Origin of the sequence: Microbacterium tenebrionis (assembly GCF_903645325.1) — a bacterium.
Lineage (GTDB): Bacteria > Actinomycetota > Actinomycetes > Actinomycetales > Microbacteriaceae > Microbacterium > Microbacterium tenebrionis.
In genome coordinates this window covers 61973-74511 of sequence record NZ_CAHJXQ010000006.1, presented here as the reverse complement: position 1 = coordinate 74511, position 12539 = coordinate 61973, and the positions used below count along the sequence as shown (strand labels likewise).

Below are 12539 nucleotides of genomic sequence, written 5' to 3'. Positions count from 1 at the left end.
ATCATGCCGACCTTCGATGACCCGCTCGCGGACGCCGCTGAGGCGTCCGCCGCGCTGCGGGGCCTGGCCCACGCGACCCGCACGTTCGAGAGCCCCGCCGACACCCACCCGGTGATCGGAGATCTGCTCGCCGGCGTCAGGTCGCTGCGGCAAGTGCTCGACCAGCTCGCAGCCGCCCACATCAGCGCCCGCGCCAGGGCGCACGACGACGCCGGGAACCAGGCCGCCGGCGCAACCTCGGCCCTCGCAGCTGCCGATGAGCTGCACCAGGCCGGCACCCTGCTGGACACCGTGGAGTGGCGGCTGGACGCCGCCTCCCAGCACTCCGGTCGCATCGCCTGGCACCCCGCACCTGCCGTCGAGGACGGCCCGGCGAGGCGGTGGGTCAGCGTCGTGTTCCTGGAAGGCGCCGAGGCCGATGAGGTGCTGGAGCTGATCGACCGCGACGGGACGGATGCAGCGATCGAGCACCTGGCCGGGCACGACTACGGAGCGGAGACCACCCAGGCCGCGCTCGAGAACGGATACGTCTACGACGAGCCCCCGGCAGGTGTGCTCGACAAGGTGGCCACCCACGACGTCTACACGCTCACCTACAACCCCTTCCTCGGGCACGTCTCGCTGCTGCGCAAGCACGACACCGTGCCCGACCCGGCGCTCCTCGGCATCGACACCCCGGCCTCCGCACCCGCATCGGAGTCGAGGCGGGAAGCGGAACGCGCCGCGCACAAGTCCACGCGTGCAGTCGGCCCCGCGGTCAGCCGGGGGCGAGACGGGGCCGACTGGTTCACCCGCCGCCCCGGCGCCGCCTCCGCACACGGACGGGGGCTGGCGCTGTGACCGGGCAGGACGACAGCCGCCTGCACACCGCCGTGCTCGTCGGTCCCGAAGGCGAGCGGCGCCGGGCACGCAAGGCCCGCCGGCAGGCGGCGGCGAAGGTCGAGACCGATGCCCGCCAGCATCGCAAGGCACAAGCTCGGGCGAAGTGGGAGGCGGAGCAGGCTGAACGCCGCAACACGAGCTACCTGCCCGCCTCCGGCGAGGCGGGGCCCGCGGCGTTGCGGACGCCGGGCCGGTTCCGGCTCCCCAAGCACCAAGACACCTCCGCGACGCTCGCCGGCCAGTACCCCTTCCTGGCCGAGGCCGGCCTCGGCAGCCAGGGCGTCTTCGTCGGCCAGGACCTCTACAGCGGCGGATCGTTCGTCTACGACCCCTGGGTGCTCTATCAGCGCGGCCTCATCACGGCGCCGAACGTCGTGCTCGCCGGGATCGTCGGCTCCGGCAAGTCTTCCCTGGCGAAGTCGCTGTACACGCGCAGCCTGCCGTTCGGACGCAGGGTCTACGTCCCCGGCGACCCTAAGGGCGAACACACGGCTGTCGCGGAGGCGGTCGGCGGACGGGCGATCATCCTCGGCCACGGCCTTCGCAATCGTCTGAACCCGCTCGATGAGGGCCACCGGCCATCTGCCGTGTCGGATACGGAGTGGGCGATGCAGGTCGCCTCCCGCCGCCGCGACCTCATCGGCGCCCTCGCAGAGACCGTGCTGGACCGGGCGCTGTCGCCGTTGGAGCACACCGCCATCGACCTCGCCCTCCGAGACGCCGTCCGCAGCGCCGAGGTGCCGATCCTGCCGATGGTCGTCGACCGCATCCTCACCCCCAACACGGGGGACGATGAGGACGGTCGGCTCGCGGAAGACGGTCGTCTCGTCGGCCACGCGCTCCGTCGGCTTGTCGCCGGAGACCTCCAAGGCCTGTTCGACGGCCCCTCCACGGTCAGGTTCGACCCGTCGCTGCCGATGGTGTCGCTCGACCTATCGCGGGTCGCGGAGAACAGCACGCTGATCTCGGTGCTGATGACCTGCTCGTCCGCATGGATGGAGTCCGCTCTGTCCGACCCGGCGGGCGGGCAGCGATGGGTGGTCTACGACGAGGCGTGGCGGCTCATGCAGTACCCGGCGCTGCTTCGCCGCATGGACGCCCAGTGGAGGCTGGCGCGGCACTTCGGAATCGCGAACATGCTCATCTTCCACAAGCTCTCCGACCTCGACAACGTCGGCGATGCCGGGACCGCGATGCGCGCCCTCGCCTCGTCGCTGCTGGCGAATGCGGAGACCCGGATCGTGTACCGGCAGGAGCCGGACCAGCTCGGCTCCACCGCCCTCGCGCTCGGGCTCACCGGCACCGAGCAGAAGCTGCTCCCCGGCCTGGGGACCGGTCAGGGGCTCTGGCGGATCAAGGACCGCTCCTTCGTCGTGCAGCATCAGCTCCATCCCGCCGAGCTCGCCGCGTTCGACACCACCGGCCGCATGACCAGCGAACCCACGTAAGATCACGAATCCTGAAGGCAGTTGAGGCGGGAACCCACGGGCCGAGGGGCCATTTCAGAGTATCTGAGGTCGTGAGTTCGCGGTGTCGATGTCGTCGGGGAGCAGTCGCGGGATGAGCCGCACGAACACGACCATGACGATGAGCTCGACGAGGGTCTGTGTGACAACGACGAGCGGAGCAAGGTCGAACGCGGCGGGTAGGGCGAGGACGAGCGGGAGGACGACGAGGGAGTTGCGGGTCGCGCCGCTGAACACGATCGCGCGGCGACCGGGGACGTCGATCCGGGCAACCTTCCCGGCGGCGGCACCGATCGGGACCATGACCGCGGCGAACAGGATGTAGACGGGGATGGCGAGCAGGAGCGCGCCGAGCTGTCGTCCGACGCCGGCGATCTGGGAGGCCATCACGACAGCGAGGCTGAGCATCATGAGCGGCACCATCGCCCCCAGCACGGTGCCCTGGATCGCTACGCCCCAGCGGGTGCCGGCGGCGGCAAGCTGGGTGAACCCCGCGGCAACGAGAGGCAGCGCGATAAGCAGCAGGAACGCCTCGATGAACGGGGCGAAGTCGACCGTGGCGACGAACTCGGCTCCGACGAACAGCCAGAGGTAGAGCGGCAGCAGGAGCATCTGCGCGAGCATCAGCAGTGGTGCGGCCGCGAGCAGCCGATCCTTGGCTCCACCGGCGATGCCGGTGAACACGATGACGTAGTCCACGCATGGCGTGAGGAGGACGAACAACACGCCGATCAGGAGCACCTGATCGTGGGCGACGATCCGCGAAAGGACGTAGACGACGATCGGGACGGCGACGAAGTTCACCGTCAAGACGGTGACGAGGAAGCGCCAGTCGCGGAACGCCTGCCCGATCTTCGCGAACGGCACCCCGAGGAAGGTCGCGTAGAGCAACAGCCCGAGCACGGGGTTGATCGCCAACTCCGCCGGGTGCGCAATCGCCGGGATCAGCAGCCCGATGCCCGCGCCGAGGACGAACGCGGCGAGGTAGAGGGGCACCTGCCACCGCTCCATCCACTCGACCGCCGTCCGCATGAGTCTTATCCTTCCAGCCTTCCAATAGGTCACTGATCGCTGTATAGTCAGTGTGTGCTGACTCTTGCTTCTCGGGTGGACGTGATGAACCGGCTCGGCCGGGCGATGGCCGACCCGACCCGCTCGCGCATCCTGCTGTCGCTGCTGGAGCAGCCGGGGTATCCGGCGAAGCTCGCCCGCGACCTGGACCTGACCCGTACAAACGTGTCGAACCACCTGTCGTGTCTGCGTGGTTGCGGGATCGTGGTTGCCGAGCCCGAGGGTCGGCAGACTCGGTACGAGATCGCCGACCCACACCTGACGGCGGCGCTCGTCGCGCTGGTGGATGTGACGCTCGCCGTCGACGAGAGCGCGCCGTGCCTGGACCCGGCCTGCAGCGTGCCCGGCTGCTGCGACACCGAGGCCACCGCATGATGAGCGCGCCGGCCCTGACCGACGAGCGCCGCGCCCAGCTGCACCGGCGGGTGCGGTTCATCGTCTTCTTCACGATCACCTGGAACGTCATCGAGGCTGTCATTGCGCTCTCGGCCGGCGCGGTTGCGTCGTCTGCGGCGCTGATCGGGTTCGGTCTGGACTCGGTGATCGAGGTCGCCTCTGCCGCCGCGATCGCCTGGCAGTTCACTCGCAGAGACCCCGAACGGTGGGAGAAGGCCACCGTCCGGGTGATCGGGGGCGCGTTCTTCGCCCTGGCCGTGTACGTCGCCGTCGATGCGATCCTCGCCCTCACCGGCGTCCGCGACCCGGATCACAGTCCGGTCGGTATCGGGATCGCGATCGCCAGCCTGATCGTGATGCCCGTCCTGGCCTGGTTCGAGTTTCGCACCGGCCGGGAGCTGCGCTCCAAGAGCGTGCAGGCCGATGCGAAGCAGCTTCTGCTGTGCATCTACCTCTCCGGCACCGTCCTCATCGGGCTCGTCCTCAACGGCCTGTTCGGGTGGGCGTGGGCCGACTCCATCGCCGCGCTCGTGGTGGCGGGCCTGGCGATCCGTGAGGGTATCGAGGCTTGGCGCGGCGACATCGAATCCCCCTTCGAGGTGCTCGAAGACCTCGACCACGACGACCACGAGGAGGTCACCCCGTGACCCACATCGGCCCGCTCAACGGCCTGCCCATCGCCTGCACGCTGACCCCCACCGCCGGCAAGGCGCAGATCGAGAAGTGGCGAGCATTCGACGAGGACTACGCACTCGAAACGGAACGCACCGACACGCGGCTGACCATCCACTACGCCAAGGTCGAGGACTCCATCGCCCGCCTTCGCGGGCTGGTCGAGGCCGAAAGCTCCTGCTGCTCCTTCGTCGACTGGCGCATCGAGGAGCAGCACTCGGACCTGCGGCTCGTGGTGACCGGCTCCCCGCAGCAACTCGCCGCCCTCAACGTCGGATAGTCCAGCCCGAGCCGAGCGTTCACCATTCCTGCGATTCCTTCACGAATCGTGAACTCCTCGCACTAATCCTGAACGTTCGTCAGCCGCGGAGCACTGGCCGTACTCGCCCGCGTACCTGATGGATATGAGACTGCGACCGACTTACACCGCGAACGAACTCACGGCGGTTGGGACAGATGCGCACGAGTTCGGGAATCTCGACGTGCCTTCAGGAATCCCGAACGATCGGCAGGATTCCTGATGCTCCGGCCCCGCTACAAGCGATCCTGGGGCGAACCCGCATCCCGAAGCGGGAGTGCCGAGCCCGTGCCGGTCGTGCTCCCGCTCGTCGCCATCACCATCGCCGAGGACGGCCGCATGACCGTCACTGTCGACGGGGCGCCGTTCGAGCCGGAGCCGTTCGCGCCGCCGTGGCGGCGGGAGGACTTCGCCCGCGTCCTCGACCAGCTCACCGACCTGCGCCGCTCCCCGGTGCGGGTCGAGGTGCGCGAAGCGGACGGAACCGTGTTCACCGACATCATCACCCCGAGCAGGCGCCGCCGCACCGAACCCGATCCAGAGCCGGCATCGGAAGAACCGGCCCGCCGACCGGCGGCGGAACTCGTCGCGCTGCACGGGGAAGGGTTCGTTCCCGGCGAGGACGTCGCGATCGCCGTCGTCATCGCCCACGGCGATGCCGCCCCGGACGGCACCATGCGCGGCCTCGTCGAAGCCCACCAGCTCGCCGGGACCCCGACCCGCGAGGTCATCCTGCTCGGCCGCGTCTCCGGCACCCTCACGATCGGCCACCCCGAATGAGCACGCCCCGGCCCACGGGAGCGCTCGGGGACGAGCTGAGCAACCTCGGCATCGGCATCCTCATCGGCACGGCGGTCCTCGCCGCCATCCTCCGCGGCGCCGGGTCCGTCGCCGCCTGGATCACCGGCGTCAACCAGCCCACTGGCGGAGTCGAAGCCGGACTGGGCGTGCTGCTGGGCCCCGGTGACCCAGCGACCGCGCTCGGCGCACCGGGCCTGAGCGCCGTGGCGTACTGGATCACCGCCGGTCTGCTGGTCCTCGGCGCCGGAGTGGCCGGCTGGTGGACGTGGCGGTTCTTCCGCGAGCACGGCCGTCAAGTGAATACCGACCCGTACCGCATCGCCGGGATCGCCACCCGCAACGAGGTCGCTAAGGCCGCCTCGGAGGCGGCGCTGCTGCGCCGGGCCGGTCACCTGCGGCCCTCGCTCCACCAGCCGCAGCCGAAGGATGTCGGCTACCGGATCGGCGCCTCACATGGCACGAGCGTCTGGGCGTCCGTCGAAGACAGCATCCTGCTGATCGGCCCGCCCCGCTCCGGGAAGGGCGCCCACATCGTCATCAACGCCATCTTGGACGCCCCTGGCGCGGTCGTCACCACATCGACGCGGCCGGACAACCTGACCGCGACGCTCCGCGCCCGGCAGAAGATCGGCCCTGTCGCGGTGTTCGACCCCCAGCACCTCGCCGAAGGCCTACCCGCCGGGCTCAGGTGGTCACCCATCCGCGGGTGTGAGGACCCTTTGACGGCGATGATCCGCGCGACCGGCCTTGCCGCCGGCACCGGTCTCTCGGCCGGCGGGGTCGAGGGAGGCGGGTTCTGGGAGGGCAAGACGAGGACCGCGCTCCAGGCGCTCCTCCATGCCGCCGCCCTCGATCACCGGCCGCCCTCGGAGCTGTTCCGTTGGACCCTCGACCCCTCCGCCGCCGCGGACGCAGTGGCGATCCTCACCGCGAACCCGCGAGCGGCGACTGGGTGGGCGGACTCGTTGCAGGCGATGATCGACTCCGACCCCCGCACGCGCGACTCCATCTGGCAAGGCGTCTCCCTCGCCCTCGCCGCGCTGGCAGACCCGCGCGTGCTCGACGCCGTCTCGCCGCGCGAGGACGAGGACTTCGACCCCGAAGCGTTCCTCCGCGACCGAGGAACCCTCTATCTGCTCGCCACCGGAGCCGGCGCCAACAACTCCGCTGCGTTGGTGGCGGCGTTCGTGGAAGACGTCGTGGAAGCCGCCCGCCGCCTCGCCGCCACGAGCCCCGGCGCCCGCCTCGCCCCGCCACTGCTGCTCGCACTCGATGAGGTCGGCAACCTCGCACCCTTGCCCTCGCTGCCGACGCTCATGGCAGAGGGCGGCGGAACCGGGATCACGACCATGCCCGTACTCCAAAGCCTCGCGCAGGCGCGGGAGAAGTGGTCGGAGAACGCGGCCGGCGCGATCTGGGACGCCTCTATCGTCAAGATCGTCCTCGGCGGAGCGTCGAACTCCAAGGACCTGCACGACCTGACCACGCTCATCGGCGAGCGCGACGAAGTGACCGACTCCACCACGGTCGGAGACCACGGCTCCCGCTCCGCACAGCGCTCCATCCGCCGCGTGCCGATCATGCCGCCCGACACGATCCGCACCCTCCCGTTCGGGACTGCACTGGTGCTGCTGCGCTCCGCACCACCCATCGTCACCCGATTGCGGACCTGGACCGACCGGCCCGACGCGAAACAGCTGCGCGACGACCGGGCCGACATCGAGGCGACGCTGCAGCACCGCTCGGAGGAGCCGCCGGGCGCACCTGCCTGACAGAGCGGCCCCACCGTGGGGTCGCCGCCGATGTCAGAAAGAGGGGCAGTCCAATGGCTCTCCACACGCAGGAATCCGTCTCGGGGTTCATCGCCTCCGACCCGCAGCTCACCTACACGGAGCGGGGCGATGCCCGGTTCTACGCCAAGATCGGGCAGGAGCACTATCGCAAGGAGCCGGACGGGTCGTTCACGCAGACCGAGACGACCTTCCACGACCTCGTGGCGTTCAAGAAGACCGCCGAGCGCGCCCACGACCGGCTCGCCAAGGGAGACAAGTTCGTCGCCGAGGGCTACACCCGCGAGTACGACCGCGCCACGCCGGAAGGCGAGGTGGTCAAGTCCGAGGAGTTCGTCGCGAAGAAGCTCGGCCACGACCTCGCCCGCACGAGCTACGAGGTCGACCGCACCCGCCGCCAGCCCGCCGTCACGCAGGAGACCGCGGGGCAGACCGTCGATGTCGGCGCCCGCCGCGAATCACGCGGCGCCGCACCGGCGCTCGGGCTCTGAACGGCGGTGACCGTGATGAACCAGAACGACACCGCCCCCGAGACCGACGAACCGGACCTGGACGGGGAGGCCGCGGAGTTCGACGGGCCGCTGATCCCGGAGCCTCCGCACCCGATCAACTGGAACCTCCTGACCAGCGAGGAAGCGGAGGCCGAGTGGCTGGAGCTGAACCGCTGGGGCGACTGGCTCCGCCGCACCTACGGGCTGCCTGCTTCGGTAGTTCCGCCGTTCTGGCACCGCCACCCGGAGCTGTTGTGGGAGCTGAGCGCTCTGCACCTGCATTGGCTGTCCGCCTACGACCCGGAGCAGAACGGCTCCGCGCCGCTGGGCTGGCATCGCGACTTCGCCGACGCCCGCCAGCGGCTCCGCGACTGGGTCGCCGCTTCCGGAACCCGTCTCGACCGAGACCGCCCGACCCGGCAGACCACCTGGCCCGGCGAGGACCCGGCAGGCCCGGTCGAGGACACGATCATCGCTCACCGGGATCAGGACTTCGTGCAGTTCGTCCTCGACGATGTCGCCGCGCGCCGCCAGGCCGAGGACGACTTCTATGCCGGACTCGACCCGAACACCGGAGAAGTCGCATGAGCGATACCGGCGGCACGATCGTGGTCTCGCCTCTAATGGACAGTCGGGAGATCGCCGCCTATCTCAAGGTGTCCGAGTCGACTTTGTCGAGGTGGCGTTCGGCTGGTCAGGGGCCGCCGTTCCTGCGGCTGGGCGGGATCGCCCGGTACCGCATCGACGCGGTCGACGCCTGGCTGGCTGGGCTGGAGGACAGCCATGCCCCGGAAGGGTGAGCCGCTCCCGCACGCGCAGCCAAAGCCGGCGCCTCCGGTCGGCGTGAAGATCTCCACCGACCTGGAACGTCGCTCCTACGGCATCCGCGCCCGTGCCCGCTGGACGGACCCGATCAGCAAACGCCGCATCATCCGCTCCGAGATCGTCGATGACGAGGCTGCGGCGCACGAGTTCTTCGACTCGCTGCGGCAGTCATCGGCCAAGGGCATGGACGTGTCCATGACGCTCACCGAGTTCGTCACCACGATCGGCGACCGATGGGCGCGCGGCCTCGACCCCACCTCCACCGGGGAGACCTACGGGTACGGTCTCAAGCTCCGGGTGCTACCTGCCCTCGGGCACCTGCCGGTCGCGCAGATCACCGCCGGGATCATCGACCGCACCATCGATGCCTGGGAGAAACGGCACGGGGCGTCAACGATCAAGAACTCCATCGCCCCGCTCGTGCGGGTCCTCGATGAAGCGGTGCGCGACGGGCTCATCCCGATCAACCCCGCGAAGAACCGTGCCAAGCGCAGCCTGAACCGCAATGCCTTCCGTCTCCAGCCTGCGGAGGATGCTTCCCCGCGCGCGCATGCGATCCCCGACATGGCAACGCTGACGACGCTCGCTGAAGCCTGCGGGAACATTCACCAGTCCTACTCCGACTTCGTCATGCTCGCCGCCCTCCTCGCAGCGCGCTCATCCGAGGTCTCGGGCCTTCAGGCCGGTGACGTCCGGTTCGACAAGAACATCGTGATGATCGCACGGCAGACCTACCCCGGCAAAGGCGGGCTCATCACGAAACAGACGAAAGGCCGGAGAGAACGCCGCGTCCCGATCCTCGACCCGCTCCGCCCGATCCTCGAGCGGCTCGCGGAAGGCAAGGAGCCCGAGGACCGGCTGCTGATCGGCCCGAAGGGCGGCGCTCTCACGACCGCGACCGTGCGGGACGCCACGAACTGGGACCAGATCGTCAGCGATCTCGGCCTGCCCGACCTCACCCGGCACGGCCTCCGGCACACCGGAGCCACCTGGATGGCAGACGCAGGCATCCCGCTGCACGTCCTCCAGGACATCCTCGGCCACGCCTCCGTCGAGACCACACGCGGATACCTGCACCCCGACGACCGCCACCTCGCATCCGCCGCAGAGCAGGCCAACGCCTTCCTCGCCCGATCCGCCAAGGCCAGCAGACCGAGCCGGCGTGAGGCCTCGAGGCCACTGTGACGGGGAGCCGGAAGCCACGACCGGGGGCTCTGGTCCCCTTTTGGTCCCCTTATCCACAGGCGGCGTTTTCCAGAGAGCCAGATATGCCCTCCGACGTCTGTGATGCGGCATCGATGCCTTGGCGAGGGGACCAGAGGGGGACCAACAAAAACCCGTCGTCAGACATGACGAAGCCCCGATGAAAATGGCTTCTCATCGGGGCTTTTCTGTCGGGATGACAGGATTTGAACCTGCGACCCCCTGACCCCCAGTCAGGTGCGCTACCAAGCTGCGCCACATCCCGTGGCATCGATTTTCAGTTGTTCGGGCCGATCAGAGCGGGGTAAACCCCTTGACCCCCAGTCAAGTGCGCTACCAAGCTGCGCCACAGCCCGTTGTCGTGCGCTCGCGCGCAGGCAACTCCCCTATCTTAGCCGCACGACGAAGCCTTCGCGAACCAGGATGCTTGCCCGTGTCGGAGGCTCGGCGTAACCTCCCGCACATGCCCACGATCACCACCGAACTCGCAAGCCCTGCCGTGTGGGACGACATCCAGCATGCTCTGAGCGGCGGCGGCGACGGTCGCGGCTGTCAATGCGTCTGGCCGGTCCTCACCAACAAGGAGTGGGAGGCCACCGACCTCGCCCAGCGCACGGCGCTGTTCCAGCAGGAGGTGGCATCCGACCGCCCGCCCGGGATCGTCGCCTACGTCGACGGCGAGGCCGCCGGCTGGATCCGCGTGGGTCCGCGGCCCGCGCAGCGGCGCCTCGGGCGCACCCGCAACATCGTCGCGACAACGTACGAGCCCCTCGACGACGAGGGTGTGTGGGGTGTCAGCTGCTTCGTCGTCCGCAAGGAGCATCGTGGCCAGGGATTGAACGCCGCCTTACTCGACGCGGCCGTCGCATTCGCGAAGGACTCCGGTGCCCGCGTGAGGGCTACCCGATCGACACGAGCAAGACCAAGCCGCACGTGAACGATCTGTTCCACGGCGCTCTGTCGACGTTCTTGGCCGCCGGCTTCACCGCGATCCCCGGCCCCAAGCCCGAACGCCCGATCGCCAGCCTCACCGTCGCCTGACGACCCGCTCTACGATGGGTGGATGCCGCGCCGCATCCTGCCTCGAACGATCCTCCTCACGGCATTCGTCCCCTTCGCGGCGATGTCGCTCGTGCATGTGCGGGCGCTCGCGGTCGGCAGTGAGATCGCGAGTCCGACGAAGCTGTGGCTGATGCCGCTGCTCGCGATCCCGGTGCTGGTCTCCGCACGTCTGCAGCCGTCTCTCGCGATCCTGCTGCTGCTCGCCGCCATCGCGCTCTCCTGGCTCGGCGACGGCGCCGGCGAATTCTTCCCTGGCGGCCCCGAGCTGCCGCTCATGCTCCTGTTTTTCGGCCTCGCGCACATCGCCTACATCGTGCTGTTCGCACGCATCCTGCGTATACGCCGGCTGCCGTGGTGGACGCTCGTCTACGCGGCATGGTGGATCGGCATGATCATCATCCTCGGCCCGCACACCGGAGCACTGCTGCCCGCCGTCGCCGCATACGGAATCGTCCTCGGCGGCACTGCGGCGGTCGCGGCCCGCTGCCACCCGCTCATCGCCGTCGGCGGGGTGTTCTTCCTCGCCAGCGATACGATCCTCGCCTTCCGACTGTTCATGGCCGACGCTATGCCTGCGTGGACGAGCCCGCTCGTCATGCTCACCTACGCGCTCGGGCAGGGACTTCTCGTCGCCGGCGCCCTTGTATCCCTGCGGAAGAAGGCCACCGCATGAACGCGCAGAACCCGATGATGACGAAGCCGGTGCGCATCGACAGCTGGCTGTGGGCCATCCGCGTGTACAAGACGCGCTCCGCCGCGACCACCGCATGCCGCGCGGGGCATGTACGCGTCAACAGCGACAAGGTCAAAGCCGCGCAGACGGTCAAGCCGGGTGACGAGGTGCGCATCAGAATCAGCGGATTCGACCGCATCCTCATCGTCCGCCAGACGCTCACGAAGCGCGTCGGCGCCCCCGTCGCGGCACTCGCGTATGACGACCGCACACCCGCGCGCGAACCCGTCGCCGCCCTCGGCGTGCGCGACCGCGGGGCCGGGCGCCCCACCAAGCGCGAACGCCGCGAGATCGATCGGCTGCGAGGTCGGGACTAGGCGTTCAGCTGCTCACGCAGACGGGGCCAGGCATCCGCGAACCCCGGATGCAGCGGCCGCTGGTCGACCTCGTCGATCGGCACCCACTCGAGAGCGACACTCTCGGGGTCGCTGATCACCGGCTCGAACGGCGCGACGACGTCGGCGACCACGGTCGTGTACGACCAGATCCGAAGATCGAGCACGCTGGTGAACCGCACCTGCACGGCACCCTCGGGGATTCCGGCCTCCTCGGTGGCCTCGCGGATCGCACCGTCGATCGGCGTCTCGCCCTCGTGCAGCGCGCCGCCCGGCAGTCCCCACGTGCCGCCGAAATGGCTCCAGCTCACGCGGTGCTGAAGGAGGATGCCGCGCTCGGCATCGACGGCGAGGAGACCTGCCGCACCGAAGCGGCCCCAGTACTTCTCCCCCGTCTCGGCGACGACCCAGGCGTCACCCGGATTGCGGGGGCCCAGCGGGCGCCGCGGCTCTCCGGGTTGTGGGGGAACGATCGTCACGGTTCCAGCCTTTCACAGGAGACGGCGGTCGGGGC

15 protein-coding genes, 1 tRNA gene and 1 pseudogene are annotated in these 12539 nt (G+C 69.4%); 14 read left to right on the top strand and 3 right to left on the bottom strand.

The window, feature by feature from the left end; translation table 11 throughout:
- Positions 1 to 3: 3 nt before the first annotated feature.
- Positions 4 to 840, top strand: coding sequence for a hypothetical protein (locus HWX58_RS10110; protein WP_070708980.1), 837 nt, complete (start codon positions 4 to 6; stop codon positions 838 to 840).
- Positions 837 to 2330, top strand: a complete 1494-nt coding sequence (locus tag HWX58_RS10105; protein ID WP_070708981.1) for a putative type IV secretion/conjugal transfer ATPase — start codon at positions 837 to 839, stop codon at positions 2328 to 2330. Before HWX58_RS10110 ends, HWX58_RS10105 begins: the two co-directional genes overlap by 4 nt.
- A gap of 54 nt (positions 2331 to 2384) precedes the next feature.
- Here HWX58_RS10105 and HWX58_RS10100 read toward each other — a convergent pair whose 3' ends face one another.
- Positions 2385 to 3380: an arsenic resistance protein gene (locus HWX58_RS10100; protein WP_175987522.1), complete on the bottom strand. Its 996-nt coding sequence runs from the start codon at positions 3378 to 3380 to the stop codon at positions 2385 to 2387.
- A 54-nt stretch (positions 3381 to 3434) separates the two neighbouring features.
- On the opposite strand from HWX58_RS10100, the gene cmtR reads away from it, so the two are divergent.
- From cmtR to HWX58_RS10055, 9 genes are all read left to right on the top strand, one after another.
- A complete protein-coding gene (cmtR, locus tag HWX58_RS10095; RefSeq protein WP_043278786.1) occupies positions 3435 to 3794 on the top strand; it encodes a Cd(II)/Pb(II)-sensing metalloregulatory transcriptional regulator CmtR in 360 nt (119 codons plus the stop codon).
- On the top strand, positions 3791 to 4462 hold the full coding sequence (locus HWX58_RS10090; protein ID WP_371204940.1) for a cation diffusion facilitator family transporter: 672 nt from the start codon (positions 3791 to 3793) through the stop codon (positions 4460 to 4462). Before cmtR ends, HWX58_RS10090 begins: the two co-directional genes overlap by 4 nt.
- The gene (locus HWX58_RS10085; protein WP_020624338.1) at positions 4459 to 4767 is read left to right on the top strand and encodes a hypothetical protein; all 309 of its coding nucleotides are present in this window, start codon (positions 4459 to 4461) and stop codon (positions 4765 to 4767) included. Before HWX58_RS10090 ends, HWX58_RS10085 begins: the two co-directional genes overlap by 4 nt.
- A gap of 240 nt (positions 4768 to 5007) precedes the next feature.
- Entirely contained in the window at positions 5008 to 5565 is a 558-nt protein-coding gene (locus tag HWX58_RS10080; RefSeq protein ID WP_051050192.1) for a hypothetical protein, read from the top strand.
- Positions 5562 to 7358 carry a type IV secretory system conjugative DNA transfer family protein gene (locus HWX58_RS10075; protein ID WP_175987520.1) on the top strand — a complete coding sequence of 599 codons (1797 nt, stop codon included), beginning with the start codon at positions 5562 to 5564 and terminating at the stop codon, positions 7356 to 7358. The genes HWX58_RS10080 and HWX58_RS10075 overlap by 4 nt, the downstream gene beginning before the upstream one ends.
- 53 nt (positions 7359 to 7411) lie before the next feature.
- Positions 7412 to 7867 carry a single-stranded DNA-binding protein gene (locus tag HWX58_RS10070; protein WP_020624341.1) on the top strand — a complete coding sequence of 152 codons (456 nt, stop codon included), beginning with the start codon at positions 7412 to 7414 and terminating at the stop codon, positions 7865 to 7867.
- 15 nt (positions 7868 to 7882) lie between these two features.
- Positions 7883 to 8455, top strand: a complete 573-nt coding sequence (locus HWX58_RS10065) for a hypothetical protein (RefSeq protein ID WP_175987559.1) — start codon at positions 7883 to 7885, stop codon at positions 8453 to 8455.
- On the top strand, positions 8452 to 8667 hold the full coding sequence (locus tag HWX58_RS10060; RefSeq protein WP_020628096.1) for a helix-turn-helix transcriptional regulator: 216 nt from the start codon (positions 8452 to 8454) through the stop codon (positions 8665 to 8667). Before HWX58_RS10065 ends, HWX58_RS10060 begins: the two co-directional genes overlap by 4 nt.
- Positions 8651 to 9877 (top strand): tyrosine-type recombinase/integrase, encoded by a 1227-nt coding sequence (locus tag HWX58_RS10055; protein WP_175987518.1) that lies wholly within the window; start codon positions 8651 to 8653, stop codon positions 9875 to 9877. Before HWX58_RS10060 ends, HWX58_RS10055 begins: the two co-directional genes overlap by 17 nt.
- 209 nt (positions 9878 to 10086) lie before the next feature.
- Here HWX58_RS10055 and HWX58_RS10050 read toward each other — a convergent pair.
- Positions 10087 to 10160: transfer RNA gene (locus tag HWX58_RS10050), tRNA-Pro, on the bottom strand.
- Between the two features lie 198 nt (positions 10161 to 10358).
- On the opposite strand from HWX58_RS10050, the gene HWX58_RS10045 reads away from it, so the two are divergent.
- From HWX58_RS10045 to HWX58_RS10035, 3 genes are all read left to right on the top strand, one after another.
- Positions 10359 to 10832 carry a GNAT family N-acetyltransferase gene (locus HWX58_RS10045; RefSeq protein ID WP_368356423.1) on the top strand — a complete coding sequence of 158 codons (474 nt, stop codon included), beginning with the start codon at positions 10359 to 10361 and terminating at the stop codon, positions 10830 to 10832.
- Positions 10833 to 10958: 126 nt separating this feature from the next.
- Positions 10959 to 11630: a lysoplasmalogenase family protein gene (locus HWX58_RS10040; protein ID WP_175987516.1), complete on the top strand. Its 672-nt coding sequence runs from the start codon at positions 10959 to 10961 to the stop codon at positions 11628 to 11630.
- Positions 11631 to 11647: 17 nt separating this feature from the next.
- Positions 11648 to 12007, top strand: coding sequence for an RNA-binding S4 domain-containing protein (locus HWX58_RS10035; protein WP_175987557.1), 360 nt, complete (start codon positions 11648 to 11650; stop codon positions 12005 to 12007).
- Between the two features lie 5 nt (positions 12008 to 12012).
- On the opposite strand, the pseudogene HWX58_RS10030 reads toward HWX58_RS10035, so the two are convergent.
- Positions 12013 to 12504 (bottom strand): annotated as a pseudogene (locus HWX58_RS10030) (NUDIX domain-containing protein); the annotation flags it as partial.
- Positions 12505 to 12539: the final 35 nt, after the last annotated feature.

Excerpts from the sequence above, each read along its gene's own strand:
- HWX58_RS10080 (WP_051050192.1), top strand. The coding sequence starts at position 5,008 with ATGCTCCGGCCCCGCTACAAGCGATCCTGGGGCGAACCCGCATCCCGA.
- HWX58_RS10070 (WP_020624341.1), top strand. The coding sequence starts at position 7,412 with ATGGCTCTCCACACGCAGGAATCCGTCTCGGGGTTCATCGCCTCCGAC.
- HWX58_RS10090 (WP_371204940.1), top strand. The coding sequence starts at position 3,791 with ATGATGAGCGCGCCGGCCCTGACCGACGAGCGCCGCGCCCAGCTGCAC.
- HWX58_RS10035 (WP_175987557.1), top strand. The coding sequence starts at position 11,648 with ATGACGAAGCCGGTGCGCATCGACAGCTGGCTGTGGGCCATCCGCGTG.
- HWX58_RS10060 (WP_020628096.1), top strand. The coding sequence starts at position 8,452 with ATGAGCGATACCGGCGGCACGATCGTGGTCTCGCCTCTAATGGACAGT.
- HWX58_RS10055 (WP_175987518.1), top strand. The coding sequence starts at position 8,651 with ATGCCCCGGAAGGGTGAGCCGCTCCCGCACGCGCAGCCAAAGCCGGCG.
- HWX58_RS10040 (WP_175987516.1), top strand. The coding sequence starts at position 10,959 with ATGCCGCGCCGCATCCTGCCTCGAACGATCCTCCTCACGGCATTCGTC.
- HWX58_RS10065 (WP_175987559.1), top strand. The coding sequence starts at position 7,883 with ATGAACCAGAACGACACCGCCCCCGAGACCGACGAACCGGACCTGGAC.
- HWX58_RS10110 (WP_070708980.1), top strand. The coding sequence starts at position 4 with ATGCCGACCTTCGATGACCCGCTCGCGGACGCCGCTGAGGCGTCCGCC.
- HWX58_RS10045 (WP_368356423.1), top strand. The coding sequence starts at position 10,359 with ATGCCCACGATCACCACCGAACTCGCAAGCCCTGCCGTGTGGGACGAC.
- HWX58_RS10075 (WP_175987520.1), top strand. The coding sequence starts at position 5,562 with ATGAGCACGCCCCGGCCCACGGGAGCGCTCGGGGACGAGCTGAGCAAC.
- HWX58_RS10100 (WP_175987522.1), bottom strand. The coding sequence starts at position 3,380 with ATGCGGACGGCGGTCGAGTGGATGGAGCGGTGGCAGGTGCCCCTCTAC.